Annotated in this window: 14 protein-coding genes; 3 read left to right on the forward strand and 11 right to left on the reverse strand. The window is 38.8% G+C overall.

The window, feature by feature from the left end:
* Positions 1-2 precede the first annotated feature (2 nt).
* Genes FRX97_RS11470 through FRX97_RS11485 form a run of 4 tightly spaced genes read right to left on the reverse strand, consistent with a single transcriptional unit; the run spans position 3 to position 3,779 of the window.
* Entirely contained in the window at positions 3-1,175 is a 1,173-nt protein-coding gene (locus FRX97_RS11470) for a hypothetical protein (RefSeq protein WP_147015360.1), read from the reverse strand.
* Between the two features lie 18 nt (positions 1,176-1,193).
* The gene (locus FRX97_RS11475) at positions 1,194-2,027 is read right to left on the reverse strand and encodes a hypothetical protein (protein ID WP_147015361.1); all 834 of its coding nucleotides are present in this window, start codon (positions 2,025-2,027) and stop codon (positions 1,194-1,196) included.
* Between the two features lie 25 nt (positions 2,028-2,052).
* Complete coding sequence (locus FRX97_RS11480) at positions 2,053-2,925, reverse strand: DUF3575 domain-containing protein (RefSeq protein ID WP_147015362.1); 873 nt, start codon at positions 2,923-2,925, stop codon at positions 2,053-2,055.
* Positions 2,926-2,942: 17 nt separating this feature from the next.
* Complete coding sequence (locus FRX97_RS11485) at positions 2,943-3,779, reverse strand: hypothetical protein (RefSeq protein ID WP_147015363.1); 837 nt, start codon at positions 3,777-3,779, stop codon at positions 2,943-2,945.
* Between the two features lie 167 nt (positions 3,780-3,946).
* On the opposite strand from FRX97_RS11485, the gene FRX97_RS11490 reads away from it, so the two are divergent.
* On the forward strand, positions 3,947-5,491 hold the full coding sequence (locus FRX97_RS11490; RefSeq protein ID WP_147015364.1) for a SulP family inorganic anion transporter: 1,545 nt from the start codon (positions 3,947-3,949) through the stop codon (positions 5,489-5,491).
* Positions 5,492-5,505: 14 nt separating this feature from the next.
* On the opposite strand, the gene FRX97_RS11495 is transcribed toward FRX97_RS11490, so the two are convergent.
* The 3 genes from FRX97_RS11495 to FRX97_RS11505 form a co-directional block, all read right to left on the reverse strand.
* Positions 5,506-6,072, reverse strand: a complete 567-nt coding sequence (locus FRX97_RS11495) for a hypothetical protein (RefSeq protein ID WP_147015365.1) — start codon at positions 6,070-6,072, stop codon at positions 5,506-5,508.
* Entirely contained in the window at positions 6,073-6,996 is a 924-nt protein-coding gene (locus tag FRX97_RS11500; protein ID WP_147015366.1) for an SPFH domain-containing protein, read from the reverse strand.
* Between the two features lie 162 nt (positions 6,997-7,158).
* The gene (locus FRX97_RS11505) at positions 7,159-7,713 is read right to left on the reverse strand and encodes a methylated-DNA--[protein]-cysteine S-methyltransferase (protein ID WP_147015367.1); all 555 of its coding nucleotides are present in this window, start codon (positions 7,711-7,713) and stop codon (positions 7,159-7,161) included.
* Between the two features lie 196 nt (positions 7,714-7,909).
* Between FRX97_RS11505 and FRX97_RS11510 the strand changes: the two genes are divergently transcribed.
* Complete coding sequence (locus tag FRX97_RS11510) at positions 7,910-8,272, forward strand: ArsR/SmtB family transcription factor (RefSeq protein ID WP_170227125.1); 363 nt, start codon at positions 7,910-7,912, stop codon at positions 8,270-8,272.
* Positions 8,273-8,415: 143 nt separating this feature from the next.
* Here FRX97_RS11510 and FRX97_RS11515 read toward each other — a convergent pair whose 3' ends face one another.
* The 3 genes from FRX97_RS11515 to FRX97_RS11525 are packed head-to-tail and all read right to left on the reverse strand — an operon-like array spanning position 8,416 to position 9,789.
* Positions 8,416-8,919, reverse strand: coding sequence for a cupin domain-containing protein (locus tag FRX97_RS11515; RefSeq protein ID WP_147015369.1), 504 nt, complete (start codon positions 8,917-8,919; stop codon positions 8,416-8,418).
* Positions 8,919-9,347 (reverse strand): SRPBCC domain-containing protein, encoded by a 429-nt coding sequence (locus FRX97_RS11520; protein WP_147015370.1) that lies wholly within the window; start codon positions 9,345-9,347, stop codon positions 8,919-8,921. The genes FRX97_RS11515 and FRX97_RS11520 overlap by 1 nt, the downstream gene beginning before the upstream one ends.
* Before the next feature lie 25 nt (positions 9,348-9,372).
* Positions 9,373-9,789 carry a PaaI family thioesterase gene (locus FRX97_RS11525; RefSeq protein WP_170227126.1) on the reverse strand — a complete coding sequence of 139 codons (417 nt, stop codon included), beginning with the start codon at positions 9,787-9,789 and terminating at the stop codon, positions 9,373-9,375.
* A 710-nt stretch (positions 9,790-10,499) separates the two neighbouring features.
* Here FRX97_RS11525 and FRX97_RS11530 point away from each other — a divergent pair.
* Positions 10,500-14,231 (forward strand): S8 family serine peptidase, encoded by a 3,732-nt coding sequence (locus tag FRX97_RS11530; protein WP_147015372.1) that lies wholly within the window; start codon positions 10,500-10,502, stop codon positions 14,229-14,231.
* 46 nt (positions 14,232-14,277) lie between these two features.
* Here FRX97_RS11530 and FRX97_RS11535 read toward each other — a convergent pair whose 3' ends face one another.
* Positions 14,278-15,072, reverse strand: coding sequence for a DUF481 domain-containing protein (locus tag FRX97_RS11535; protein WP_147015373.1), 795 nt, complete (start codon positions 15,070-15,072; stop codon positions 14,278-14,280).
* Positions 15,073-15,416: the final 344 nt, after the last annotated feature.

A 15,416-nucleotide genomic window follows, 5' to 3' on the forward strand; every position in this document is an offset into this window, starting at 1 on the left:
AATTAGAAGCTAAAACCAAATTTCACACCACCAGAAGCAGTTGGTACTACAGGTAGTTCTTCATTTCTAAATCCTTCTGTGTAAACAAATTTAGAACCTCTAATGTCGTCCTGTGAGCCGTAATTCGGTTCGCTGTTCGGGTTGTCGCTGTCGTAGCTTTCTATTAAATATCCCGCTCCAATTCCAAGGAAAATCTCGAATTGGAAACGAGGTGTAAAATCCCACTTTCTACCAATGTGTAATGCTAAACCTGCAATTTGCTGTTCGTACGTTGCAGAGTAAGTGCTGGTGGTTCCTCCACCCAAAATTCCACCTTCTTCCTGGGTAACACCATCATCTGTTTTCACATAGGTTAGGTAAAACAATTCGGGTTTAAAGTAGGTGTTACCGGTTCTACCTTGTCCTTTGGATTTATTATAAAGCTTAAAGCCCAAACCGTAGTTTCTAAGTTCAATATCATTGGTTGATTTGGTACCATAGGTTAGTTCTAAACCAAAATGTTGAGAAAAAACACGCTCATAAGTTAATTCTAGAATTCCTGTTCCCAGGTTTACGAGGTTGTACTGCAATTTATTTCCTGGGACTTTGTGGGGATAGAAAAATCGCGGTCTTCCTTTTTCATCTTTTGAGGGCTTTGTTTCCTTCTTTTCGGCCTTGGGTGTTTTAACAGGCTTACTTTTAGCAGTTTCCTCTTGGTTTACGGCTTCTTCTTTAGTTTTGGGCTCCTCTTTTTCTGAAGGCTTAACGGTTTCTTGTTTCTCTTCCACTTTTTCCACTTTTGCAGTCTCCTGATTACCAGGTTCACTGTTAACCGTAGCTTCCTTAGGGGTAAAAAGTTTCCAAGTTTTTTTCTCTTTAGGTGCTTTCGCTTTCTTGGGTTCTTTTGAAGATTTAGCTAAAGATGATGATTTTGTTTTTTTGGTTTTCTTGTTGCCTTTGTTCTTGATGTACTCACGCTCACCGTATGATGCTCTTACAAGGTAACTTACCTTTTCTTTGTCGATACTAAAGGTTACATTTTCTCCAAAACCGAAGTTTTGGTAAACAATTTCTTGACCCTTTGTTGAGGTGATTTTTACCACAAGTTTTTCCCCGTTTTTAAGGGCTAGCGTGTCGGATTGTGAATACCCTAATACAGTGAAAAGGGTGAAAATTACTGCGTAAATCGATTTCATATTTGGTAGTTATTGGGGTTAAAAGACGATTCCAACTCGAATGGAACCATGATAAATGTTTGACCAGTTTTCAATTTTATCGTCCAATTGCTCAAAGAAGAACATTCTTTGTTCGTCTGGATTTTTGTAGTTTTTAATATTAGGATTTTGCAAGGTTTCTCTATCATTTTCACTTAGACGGTCTCCGAAATTGGTGGAAGAATAGCTAAGTCCACTACCTAGGTTTAGTTCAATAAAACCTCTTCCTAGAACTACCCATTGGTAGCCGAAGTTTAACATAGGGCCCACTCCAAAGTATTTGTGCTCTTTACCATTCTCGAACTTTAAAGTGTGCTTATAAAAGATGGCCGTTGGTTTAACATAGGGCCCACAGGCTAAATAATCTCGTTGGTATTTATTGTACAATCTAAACTTGTATCCAAAGGCTCCCAGATGAAAGCTTTCACTATTTTGTAAGTTGAAAAAGAGATTAAAATCGATACTTGAAATTTTGTCTGTGGCCATTTCAAAACCTAATTCTCCATAGTTTAGGAAGCCAGTTGCAGGAAATAACTTGATTGCATATTTCCTATCAGGATATCGGAATTTTAGATTTTCATTACTGTTTCCAAGCTGGTAATTGATCCAAACTTCACCGTCGTGAAATTTAATCATCCTAATTTTTGACTTGCTCACATTGAATTTCACATCGGGAGAAAGCGTTGGCTTAGAATAAACCACTTCATCCGAATTCATTTTTTCAACCACACAAATGGATATGTTGTCATCTGCGAAGTAAATGGTATCGCTCTGTGCATGTGTAATCTTACAAAGAAGTAAAGCAAGAATTATAAAAAGGGTAGGAGTTTTCATTATTAGAGCATTTGATTGGGGTGGGTTAGAATATTGCACCAATTTTGAAAGAAACATTGGCTAGATCTGCGATATTCGGAATACCTTTTTTATGTTGGAAAAATCTATAGGTGTTATTTCGGTATCTATTGTTACCCCAACCACTTCTTTCTTCATCTTCCCCTTCTTCATCCAAAGTGATAAAATCCCCTCCTGGATTGTTGGGGTCTCTTTTATTGTGGGCAGAGTTTAAAAGGTACGCAAGGCCATATCCTGCGGAAACTTCAATAAATCCCCTTCCTTTTACAATCCATTGATATCCTCCATGCAAAATAAGACCAGCACTATTTGCTAATTTTTCCTCTTGCTCACCAAGATGTTCGTAATAATCATGGTAAAATATAGATGGTTTTAAAAAGGGACCGCTTGCCATAAACTGGCGGTTGTATTTATTCCTACCCCTCCATTTATAACCAATTGAAACCAATTTAAAATATCTGTCCCTTCCCCAGCCATAATTGTATTGGTAGGCGTACATCAAATCCACGGATTGTTTTGTACCAACAGCATATTCGACTCCGAACTCCCCAAATTGACCAAAATTGCCTGGGATAAATTTTAAGGCAAACTTTCTTGGTGGGTACAAAGTAGCATACCCGGTGGTATCTGGTTTAACAAGGATTGCCGCATCATTTTCCCACGCGTTCCCATTTTTAAAGGTGATGGAAACAACTTTCCAAGTGGGAATTTTAAAGATGACCTCTTCCGATAATGAAGGATTTACATATACAATTTGTTTGGGTTCTATTCTTTGAACCTTGCATGCAATTTTATCCCTATTCCTCAGAAGAAGAGTATCTAGCTGGGCTTCGGCACCAAGGGTGCAAAAAATTAGGAGTAAAATGGCAAGGTATCTCATGGTAGGTTGGATTTGGGTTAAAGGAGTATTCCTATTCTTATTCCTGCCGAAAAAGCAAGATGAGGAAAGTCTACAAACATTCCGTATCCACCTCTAAAGCTATAGGATAAATCATTGCCTCTTTTATCGTAGGCTTTATCGCTGGTAAATCCGTAGCCAATTCCCATATAGACATCTACTAACAAGGAGTTGGAGTAAACGAATTGGTTTCCAAAATTGATCATTATCGCCCCTGCAGAACTCGAAACTTCATCGTCTCTTACGCTAGGGGTATCACTCATTCTATCTTTTCCTTCCATATCTACCATTCCCGATAAATAAGAATAAGATATTTCTGGTTTGATGTAGGTTCCCTTTAAAATGTGTGCATACTTATCTTCACCTATGTATGTATGCGGATCCTTTAAAAATTTATAGCCCAATCTAAAGTTATACCCGCTATATACTTCCTCTAGCATGTTGGTGCCTTTGTAAGCGAAAACAAACTCGATCGATTTACCTAAATCGAGATTTTTTTCATAGGAAACTTCAAGGGTGGCAAATACCGGTGTGGCGAAGTTTAATTTAATTGCAGAACCTTTCTGTCTTTCCAAAGACAGGTTTTTGTTTTTCGCGTTTCCCCTATTTGGAATCAAAACCTTTCCATTTTCAAATACCACTTTCGACACCTTGTTTAAGGAAATTTTGAAATCAAGGTCTTCTCTAATCTCAGGGCGCTGATATTGGATGGATTTATCTCCAATATGCTTTACACTGCAAATAATACTTTCGGAGCTTACGGTGAAAATCGTGTCTTTTTGGCCAAAGGCTAGTGCAGATAGAGTTAGGCAGAAAAGGGTACTAATTAACTTCATTTTAACAGTGCTGATAATTTTCGACAAATGATACTAACTTTAGATAAGTTAGCAAATTTTTGTTAATCGAAGTTTGGATTGGTGATTTTAAAATTTTCGTGATCAATTAGTAAAAGCTTCAAACGGTTTATTATTCCTACTTTTGCAGCGCATTTTAAGAAGCCGCAATGAAGCAGTATTTAAACCTATTCGATTTATCCCAAAAAGTAGATTATAAAAACGAGATTCTTTCTGGTTTAACCGTAGCTCTGGCTCTTATTCCAGAAGCGGTTGCCTTCGCTTTTATAGCGGGGTTATCTCCTTTAACAGGGTTGTATGCGGCCTTTAGTATGGGGTTAATTACTTCAATTTTCGGCGGAAGGCCAGGTATGATTTCTGGGGCAACGGGAGCTGTAGCTGTGGTAATCGTTTCTCTGGCTAAATCGCATGGTGTGGAGTACATTTTCGCAACGGTGGTTCTTGCTGGAATAATTCAAATGCTTTGTGGAGTATTAAAATTGGGGAAATTTATCCGTTTGGTTCCTCATCCAGTAATGTTTGGATTTGTGAATGGTCTGGCAATCGTAATTTTCATGTCGCAATTGGCCTCTTTTAAATTTACCAACGAAGCAGGCGAATTTGTTTGGATGCAAGGAGCGGATTTATGGATTATGCTCGGATTGGTTGGCTTAACCATGCTAATCATTTGGGGATTACCAAAATTAACCAAGGTATTTCCATCTTCCTTGGCTGCTATTTTAGTAATCTCTGCAATCGTTTTAGGATTAGATATTGATACCAAATCAGTAGGGGATCTAGCTTCTATTCAAGGAGGTTTCCCACCTTTTCATATTCCCGAGGTTCCATTTAGTCTAGAAACTCTTCAGATTATATTTCCTTACGCACTTATCGTTGCAGGGGTTGGTTTAATTGAGAGCTTGTTAACCTTAAATTTAATAGATGAGATAACGGAAACCAGAGGAAGGGGAAATAAGGAGTCAATCGCTCAGGGACTTGCTAATTTTATTACAGGATTTTTCAGTGGAATGGGAGGATGCGCCATGATTGGGCAGTCGCTAATTAATATATCTTCTGGTGCGAGGGCTAGACTTTCTGGAATTGTAGCCTCTGTAATGTTGCTAGTGTTTATTATGTATGGAGCAGAGCTTATAGAAAAACTTCCTGTTGCGGCTCTTACCGGTTTAATGATTATGGTTTCTATTGGGACTTTTGAATGGGCCAGTTTAAGAACATTTAGACGCATGCCTAATTCTGATATTCTGGTAATGGTTTTGGTAACACTAATTACTGTATTCCTTCACAATCTTGCTTTGGCGGTATTAATAGGAGTAGTGATTTCAGCTCTTGTATTTGCATGGGAAAATGCAAAGCGTATTAGAGCCAGGAAGTACATGGATGACAAGGGAGTGAAGCATTATGAGGTATACGGACCGCTATTCTTTGGATCTATCAGTGCCTTCAATGAAAAGTTTGATGTTTTAAATGACCCCGAAGAAGTAATTATTGATTTTTCGGAATCTAGAATTTCCGATATGTCGGGGATTGAGGCCTTGAATAAAATTACTGAACGCTATTCTAAAGTGGGTAAAAAGGTGCACTTAAGACATTTAAGTAAGGACTGTTTGCGACTTCTTGAAAACGCCGATGATATCATTGAGGTTAATATTGAGGAAGATCCAACCTACAAGGTAGCGGTTGATAAACTTGCGTAGGCTGGTTTTTTAGTTTAGCAATTTACTAATGTAGAAATGTAATAATGGGTGTAGTCCTTGTTAGAAAGTTGGATGGATTGTAAAATTTCTAATACCCTCTTTTTAGTGTCTTCATCCAATTTCCTGCGGTGCCGAAGAAATACGCGAAACTCTGAGCCCAGCTGGATAAATTGGTAATACGTATAGTTCCAAATCCGCCAGCTTTTTTTCGCTGAAAATTCTAGAAATCGAACAAACCCATATTCGGTTTCAAAGCTGCCCTGGTTAAGGCGGTTAAATACTTTATACTGGGTGGGGAAAACCAATTCTGCTTGAATCCAAAATAGGGAGTCTGCAGGTACTTTTTCATCGTAGGAGAAGTAGGTTATATCCAACTGGATATTGTTTTTCTGGCCTTTTGGATACAATATCAAATTATAGCCATCGTCTTTATATTTCCATCCTTCAGGATAAGATAAATTGAGTATCCGGGTTGGATCTTCTATCCTTAGCGATTGTTGAGCACAAATGGTGCCATAAAAGAAAATCCCCAAGATTGGTAATAACCATCTTGAGGATTTATTAATTGAAACCTTAATCATTTATCGACTTTTATCTTCATCGTCTTCTCGCTGCATTTTTCCAATTTCATTGGAAGCCGAAAAAGAAGCTACCATCTGATTTAGCATGTCGCTCGCAGCATTTGGACTATTAGGTAACAGAATTAAGTTGGATTTAGTATTTTCTGAAATACCGTGTAGGGTGTCGTAATGTTGAGTAATGACAATAAGAGCGGAGGCTTCCTGAGAATTGATTCCTACCTTATTTAGAACCTCCACTGATTCTTCGAGCCCCTTGGCGATTTCCCTTCTTTGGTCCGCTATTCCCTGGCCTTGAAGGCGCTTACTTTCTGCCTCGGCAGTAGCTTTAGCAACAATTCTAATTCTTTCGGCTTCCCCTTCGTATTCAGCGGCTGTTTTAATGCGCTCAGCAGCGTTAATTCGATTCATTGCATTTTTCACTTCTTCATCGGGATCAATATCCGTAACTAAAGCTTTTATAATACCATAACCGTAAGTATTCATTGCTTCTTCGAGCTCCCTTTTGATCGCTATGGCGATGTCGTCTTTTTTCTCAAAAACATCATCGAGCCTTAGTTTAGGCACCTCGGCACGTACAACATCAAATACGTATGAAGTGATTTGGTCGTGAGGACTTTCTAATTTATAGTATGCATCATAAACGGAATCGGGGAGCACCAGATATTGAACCGAAACTTTAATTCTAACAAAAACATCGTCCTTGGTTTTGGTTTCAACCATAACATCGAGTTGCTGTATCCGCAGATTTACCTTAGCGGCAATACGATCTACAATCGGTATTCTCAGATGAAATCCAGGTCTTCGAACGGAATGAAATTTTCCAAAGCGTTCAACAATGGCAATTGTTTGCTGGCGAACGATGAAAATTCCCGAAATCACGAGAATGAGTAGTAAAGCGAAAATGATAATCTGTGGTCCGTTCATTTTTAAAATATTTTTACGGAAAATACAGGAAATAATTAGAGACTGGAATAATTATTTACCAACGGTAGATGGGCTGAACCTCAGATACGGCCATCTGCTAAATTTCTATAGACAGAAAAATAGGAGGGAAAAAGACAGAAATATAAATGACAATATTTTGAACTACTTTTTTTCGGCATCCAGAGGTAAAAGAACCTGATTGCTTTGCTTAAGACTTCCTTCTAAGGTTAACAATCCCTTTTTAGCTTTTAGTCCTCCCGCATAGCCCATTAAATTGCCATTACTTCCAATAACCCGGTGACAAGGAATTAGAATGGATACTGCATTGGCTCCATTTGCGGCAGCTACTGCTCTTACGGAGTTGTCGCTAGCTATGTTGGATGCTAATTGCTTGTATGAAAGTGTTTCGCCGTATGGAATTTTTTGTAGTTCTATCCAAATGGATTGTTGAAAACTAGTGCCAACCAACCACAGTGGAATATCGAAATTGAGTTTTTCTCCAGCGAAGTATTGTTCGAGTTCAGCAATGGTTTTCTTTATAACAGAATCTTCCCCCGACTTAAAATCAGCACCTAACCCTCTTGCTATTCTTTTGTCAATTACGTTTCGCTGTTTGCGATGTTTCCAATCGCAAAGACAAATCTTGCCCTGGTAGCTCCCTATAAATAGCTCTCCAAAAGGGGTGGTATAAAAGGTCGTAGTTATGGAACTCGGCATGGTTGGTATACGCTAAGATTATGGCATGTGGTTTTAGTAGTACCAAAATAAGAGGGATAACATTTAGACGTTTAAAACTGTCGTTAAGTTGTAATAAAATTTCGATTTATGAAAAAAATGTGAAAAAAATGGAGTTGTTCAATTGAACTTTTAAATAGACTAATTTGGCTAAACCAAATGGTTGCATATGAGAGGTATGGAAGAAAAAGTCTTCAGGGCATTAGCTGATGAGCATCGCAGGAAACTATTAAAACTAATCCACGATGCTAAAAGGGAGTACAACTTATCGGAGTTGTCTGAACTATTTCCGATGACCAGACAAGGGTTGAGTAAGCATCTATCGAAACTTATAGGGGCAGATTTAATTCAGGTACGTTTCGAAGGCAGAGAAAAATTTTTTCGAGCCAATATAGAACCATTGGAATTCGTGGGGAGTTGGTTGGGAGATTTTGGAATTTCCAGTTCAAACGAGTGGAAGCAAAATGAGATAGCAGACCCCGATAATAAACGCACAAAACCTAATAGTTTCCTTGATTTTATTGAGTCGCAAAACCAATAATTAAATTACAAAAAGGTCAAGAAACTGCAGTAATAATCGATCTTAAAAGTGAAGATTTAGAGTTGACTTAGTATTTTAAAATATTTGAGAATCTTTGGTGTTCTTAACCCAGGTTTTCTTGGTTTCCTATCGCATTTGAGTTGCTAATCTCGGGTAAGCTTGCATATGATTTCCCTGTGTTGAGGAAATTGAGTTATTAAATCACTTCTTTTGGCTAGTTCAAAGTCTCGAAAATCAAAACCTGGAGCTACAGTGCATCCCACTAATGCAAAGCCATTTTTCACCGATGAACCAAACCATTGATTTGCAGTAACTGTGCAGGTTGGGAGGAGTCCTTGATCAATTCCCCCAATTTTTATAGGGTTATAATGTCCTTTGTTATCAATTACATGAACAGTTAAAGGGTCACCGTAATAGAAATGCCAAAGCTCATCTTGCTTGATGCGATGAAAAGCAGAAAAATTTTCTTGAGTTAGCAGGAAAAATATGGAAGTGCAGAAGTTCCTTTTTCCATCAATGTTTAGAGGCGTCAAAGACGCTTCACAGATTTCCTCCTGGCTTCGATAGATCTCTTTATAATATCCGCCTTCAGGATGGGGCAGGAGCTGTAATTTCTCAACTAGTTCCTCTACATTGTATTTGTACATTACTTTCTGGGGTCTTTCCTAAGGTTTATATCGCAATACAGATACGCTTTTAGCGAACAAATAAAATCTGTCCAACCCTGGCACTGATTCATTATTTGTTTCGCACCCTCTTCATTCAATAAGAAATCATCTTCAGTTATTATTACATCACAGTAATCCTCGAACTCTTTTATAGTAATAGTAACCGTTGTGATTTTTTCGATGTTAGGCCACTTAAAAACAATTTGCTCTGGAGATATACTAACAACTTCTACATCCGTTTCTGCATTGTAGTCTTCCCACTTCCAATGCACTTTTGCTCCGGAGCTTAAGTCGGAACTAGAATGGGATACAAAAAAATTACAGAGCTTGTCCTTGTTTATAATACAATCCATTATTGCCTCGCGCGAAGCATGCACTCTATTTTGGACTTTAGCAGATATTCTCATTTTCAATTTTTTGCTAAAAAATAAATTATTTGACGGTCTCTTGGTATTCTGGAATAGAGTTTAATGGGATTTTTGAAATGGCAAAAACACCGGACCCCTTTCCAACCAATTCATTCTGGTTATTAAATAATTCGGATTCAGCATAAAATTTACCTGCCTCTTCTTTAATGAATTTCCCAATTGCGGTAAGCTTTCCCTCGAAAATGGGTTTGATAAAATCTAAGGCAAAGGATTGTGTAAGAACAAAATAGTTAGGTTGTTTCGAGTTGGCGGCAAAAAAGCTGGCGTCGTCAAGTAGTTTAAAGTAAACGGAACCATGTCCTGCTCTCGCGGTATGATGATAGGATTCATCCAGATTTATAGTTATTATTGAACTCCCATCTGAAATTTCAATCGCTGTGGATGGAAAGTGAATCTTATTGATTGGTGCTGAAAGATACATTGATTCTAGCTTTCTAAAGTGTAATGGGTTCGAGGTCATGTTTGATTATATTGGATTTCAAGGGTTCAAAATTAAATTATTGCTGTAGGTACAATTTAATTTTGTTCTAGATGGTTCTAATTATTTATTATTAAAAAGCGTTATTGAGTTTTAAGTAAAATAAAAAACGTCTAAAGTTTTATTTTTGACATATGGTTTTGGTTTCTTGATGTCGAATTTTCGTATTTTTTTCACGATTATCGATTTAATTATTCTTTCGAATAGTCCAATTTCATCGATGGATGAATGTAAAACCATTTTAGACAAAATATAAATCTATAAAGCTCTTGTAATACTATGTTTTCATTCTGCTTATTGGGGAGGATTTGGTCATTTATTTTTACAATACTTACTTGTTAAGTGCCAGAAAAACAATGTGTTATATACTAGAGGAAGCAATTTGATGGTTAAATAATATTTTGTCTCAATACCTAGCTATTCTTAGTAAGTGCCATTTCTTCAAATTATGTCGTAATCGTACATCTGAGCTGTAGAAACTGTCTTAACCTTTAATAGTACTGGTTATTAACAGTCTGGTTAAAAATTAAAATACGATTGATGAAAAGTTAGAGATGTCAGAATTTTTTCTTCCATACCAATCTGATTTTTAAGCCCTTGGAATATCTATACAATATTTCTAACTCGCAGTCAGTAAAACAAAATTACCTTTTATGAAAAAACATTTAAAGCAAGTAAAAGTGCTGTTGGCACTTATGGTTGCAGCGTCTACCGCCATGGCGCAAAGTGCCCAGGAGAGGGCGCAAATTACGCGCAATTACGACATGGCTCAATTGCAGGCGCTTGAAAATCAATTCTCGGTTCAAAAAGCTGCCAGAAAACAGCAGGCCATTCAATTGGCAAATGAAAAGGGTTGGGAATTGTTTATTACTAACGACGATGGATCAGTTGATGAATTGATGGACGTTTCCCCCGATGGCCAACCTATTTATTACTCTATCCACAATGTGGCTGCTGCTAAATCTACTCGTGCCGACTATCTTAACATAGGTGGAGGCTTAGGACTTAGCCTCGATGGTCAAAACATGACAGCCTATGTATGGGATGGTGGTGCAACTAGAGTTACACACCAAGAGTTTGATGGTCCGGGCGGTAACAACCGTGTTACCATTAACGACGGTGTAACCAGCCTTAATAGCAATAGTTTTCATGCCCAGCACGTAACAGGTACCATTGTTGCATCTGGATATGTTGCGGCGGCAAAAGGTATGGCTCCGCAAGCGAGTGCCTTAACGCATGATTGGAATAACGATTTATCTGAGGCTACAACGGCAGCTGCCGGTGGAATGCTTTTATCAAACCATTCCTACGGATACCGTGCTGATCAACTCCCAGATTGGTATTTTGGAGCATACATTGCCGAATCAAGAGATTGGGATGCGCTGATGTATAATTCTCCATACTATCTAATGGTGGTTGCTGCAGGAAATGATGGAAACGATAATTTATCCAACCTGTCACCCCTAGATGGTCAGTCCTCTTACGACAAACTTTCTGGTCATGCTACGGCTAAAAACAACGTTGTAGTTGCTAATGGACAGGATGCTAATATTAATCCTGATGGATCCCTCAACTCTGTCACGATCAATAGTAGCAGTAGCGAAGGTCCTACGGATGACTACCGTATTAAGCCGGACATTACTGGAAACGGTACATCGGTTTACTCTACTTATGATAACGCGGATAACGCCTACAACTCAATTTCTGGTACCTCTATGGCATCGCCGAATGTTACGGGGTCCTTATTACTGCTGCAGCAACACTACAACAATGTAAATGGTAGCTTTATGCGTGCAGCAACCCTAAAAGGATTGGCTTTGCATACTGCAGATGATGCGGGTATCGCTGGACCAGATGCAGTTTACGGCTGGGGTTTAATGAATACCAAAGCTGCCGCTGAGGCCATTACTAATAATGGAAATCAATCGTTAATAAGCGAATTAACTTTATCGCCAGGACAGACCTATACTATTGATGTAGACTCAGATGGGTCAAGTCCGCTTCTTGCGTCTATTTCATGGACAGATCCGGCAGGAACTGCAAATACTGGAACTACAAATGACAATACTCCAGTATTGGTAAATGACTTGGACATTAGAGTTACTCAGGGAGCTAATACTTACTATCCCTATAAGTTAACGGGAGTAAACAGTAATACAACTGGCGATAACAATGTGGATCCATTTGAAAGAGTTGGAATAGCATCAGCTTCTGGTACCTACACAATAACGGTAACACACAAGGGTAGCCTTTCAGGTGGTTCACAAGACTTTTCTTTAGTAGTTACTGGGTTAACGGGAACACCTCCTGTTTGTAACGCAGATGTTCCAACGGGAGTAAATTCATCAGCGGTGGGATCTAGCACCGCTACAATTTCATGGAACTCAGTAGCTGGCGCAACCTACGATTTAAGATACAGAGCCACAGGAACTTCTACCTGGACTACCATTGCAACAGGTGGAACTTCGTACAACTTAACTGGACTTTCTGCTACTACAGAATATGAGGTTCAGGTTAGATCTAAATGTTCGGGAGGAGCCACTTCCGCGTACTCTGCATCTCATGTATTTACAACAACAGAAGTGCAGTTAAACTACTGTGCATCGAATGGAAATAGTGTTGCTGATGAATATATCAGCAGAGTGCAGCTTGAGAATCTGGATAACAGTTCTGGAGCAAGTGCGGGAGGATATGCAGATCACACCTCATTAGTTGCCAATCTAACTAAGGGGAACTCAAGCACCATTACTATAACGCCAACCTGGACAGGATCTACCTATAGTGAAGGGTATAGTGTTTGGATAGACTACAACAAGGATGGAGACTTTGCTGATGCTGGGGAGCAAGTTTGGACCCAGGCAGCAACTACAGCAAGCCCCGTTTCCGGAGCTTTTACTGTACCCACTAGCGCCATAGAAGGAACTACGAGAATGAGAGTTTCCATGAAATACAACGGTATTCCAACTGCTTGTGAATCGTTCTCGTATGGGGAGGTTGAAGACTATACAGTTTCTATAACTGGTGGCGATACTGAGGCTCCAACTGCACCTAGCAATTTAGCGGCTTCGAATATTGGTGAAACTACGCTTACTCTAACATGGACTGCTAGTACAGATAATGTTGGTGTAACGGGTTATGATGTATTTCAGAATGGAAGTAACATCGGAACTGTAACGGGTACAGCAGCTAATGTATCGGGGTTAACTCCAGGTACTACCTATTCCTACTATGTAGTGGCAAAAGATGCTGCAGGTAACGTTTCTGGGCAGAGTAATACTATCAATGCAACTACTCAACAAGCAAGTATGAGTTGTGCTTCTACGGTAACCTTACCATATTCCGAAGGGTTTGAAAGTGGCCTAGGGTGGAGCAATGTTGCAGGAGATGATTTTGACTGGGCTAGAAGATCTGGAGGTACGCCATCAAACAATACCGGTCCTTCAGCAGCAAGTGCAGGAACATACTACGTATATGTAGAGTCTTCCTCTCCAAATTACAGCAATAAAACCACCATTTTTGAGAGCCCTTGTTTCGACCTAAGTGGTGAAACTAGCGCAACCATGAGCTTTAAGTACCACATGTATGGCGCTGCTGCAATGGGTGGATTAACCCTTGAGGCATCTACGGATGGAAATTCTTGGACTTCAGTTTGGTCTAAGACTGGTAACCAGGGTAATTCATGGTTGTCTGCAAGCGTTAACTTGGATGCTTATGCTGGAACAACCGTAAAACTTCGTTTTGTGGGGACTACAGGAACCACTTGGCAAGGGGATATGGCTATAGATGAAATCTCTGTGACATCTGGAGGATTAACGACTGTTAGTGTCAACATCACTTTTGATAACTATCCAGAAGAAACAAGCTGGGAAATTAAGGATGGAGCAACGGTAATTGCCTCTGGAGGAACCTATGGATCAGAACCAGATGGATCTACCATTAATATCCCAGTACAATTGGCTGATGGCTGCTACGATTTCGTGATTTACGATTCTTATGGTGACGGAATCTGCTGTAGCTATGGAAATGGATCATACAGCTTAACTGAAGGAGCTACAACACTTGCATCGGGTGCTTCATTCGCATCAAGTGAAACCACGAATTTCTGTGTTGGCAATGGAACCAGTTCATACGCCGTTCAAACAATCTCAGAGGGAGTTAAGGATTCTTACGAATTATATCCTAACCCAGTGGTTGGAAATGTAGTTTTCATTGAAAGCGCCAAAACAGACATGACTTTCGAGATTACTGATTATACCGGAAGGATGATTAAATCAGGAAAGGTAGATGTTAATAAGGTGGATGTTTCTGACCTAAAAGACGGAATGTACCTAATGAAGATTACTTCTGGAGCTAAATCGAGAACAAAGAAGTTTGTTAAGAAATAAGCAAACAAACACTGATTATTAAACGGCCCTTCGGGGCCGTTTTTTGTTAGAAACTAACTGAGATTCCGAAATTTATATCTCGAAATATTTTGTCGATAGGAACCACGGGGTTTGGGTCGTAAATGCTCTGATAAAGCAAGGCTAAATCAACATACTCCGTTAATTGGTAACTAAGTCGTGTACTTGTGCCAATTCTAGGATCGCTGAACCAAGAATCTATGTGGTTTTGATAGTAAAAACTAAAGTCGATGAATATGGTGGAGAATAACTCTTGTTTGTAGGATACATAGGCTCCAAGGCGAAAATTTTGATTTTCGATAGGGTCGATTATCATAGGTCGATTTTCTTCCAAAACCCCTTCGTAATTCCATCTCTCAAATTCATAAAACGGGCCAATACCCCCGAATATCCCCAGTTTATTGGTTTGATAGAATCTGTATCTAACATTGGAACCTACTGCAAACTTTCTATCTAAGCCTCTTATTTCTGCCCAGTGGTATTGTAGGTATGGTTCTATTAGCCATCTTTTCGATGTACTTCTACGGTATTCGGCATAAATAAATCCACCACTTTGAATGGTTTCTTCACCAAATTTTGAAAGGTTTACACGGTTGGCAATTGTAAATGCGTCCTTTCCAATTTTTACAGATATATCTGAGGTGTTTTCAAATTCGAAAAGATCCTTTTTGAGGTTTTTAAAATTAAAATTGGGAGTGAAATTTCCCTTTACCCGCTCGGCAGTATCGAGTATAACATTAAAACTTTCAGTGTGTAGGATTTGGGCATGAAGTTCTGTCCAGCCTAAAGATAAAAGTAGTCCTACTACCAGAATCTTTTTCATAATACAAATTGATTGATTTAAAGCCAATTGAATTTTATGGCCAGTTTAATGATCTCTCCAATGAAAAGTAGAGATAGAAGAATTGGAGCTAATATCTTTATGGAAAAGGTGAGAAACTTTTGGGTTCTTGGAGATATTTGATGGTTGCCAATTTTCAATTCTTCCATTAAGCCCTCAATCTTCCATACCCTTGCAATAGCAATGCTTAAGATAAATCTGAAGTACTCCCCGTTTGATGGACCAGTAGTTGCTCAAATATAGTTGATTTAAGCAGCCATATATAAATCAACTGGTTTTCTTCTGTTAATACCTTGATGTTTTCGTTTGTTGTATTTGAGAATAAA

It is taken from the genome of Luteibaculum oceani, assembly GCF_007995015.1.
GTDB classification, from domain to species: Bacteria; Bacteroidota; Bacteroidia; order Flavobacteriales_D; family Luteibaculaceae; genus Luteibaculum; species Luteibaculum oceani.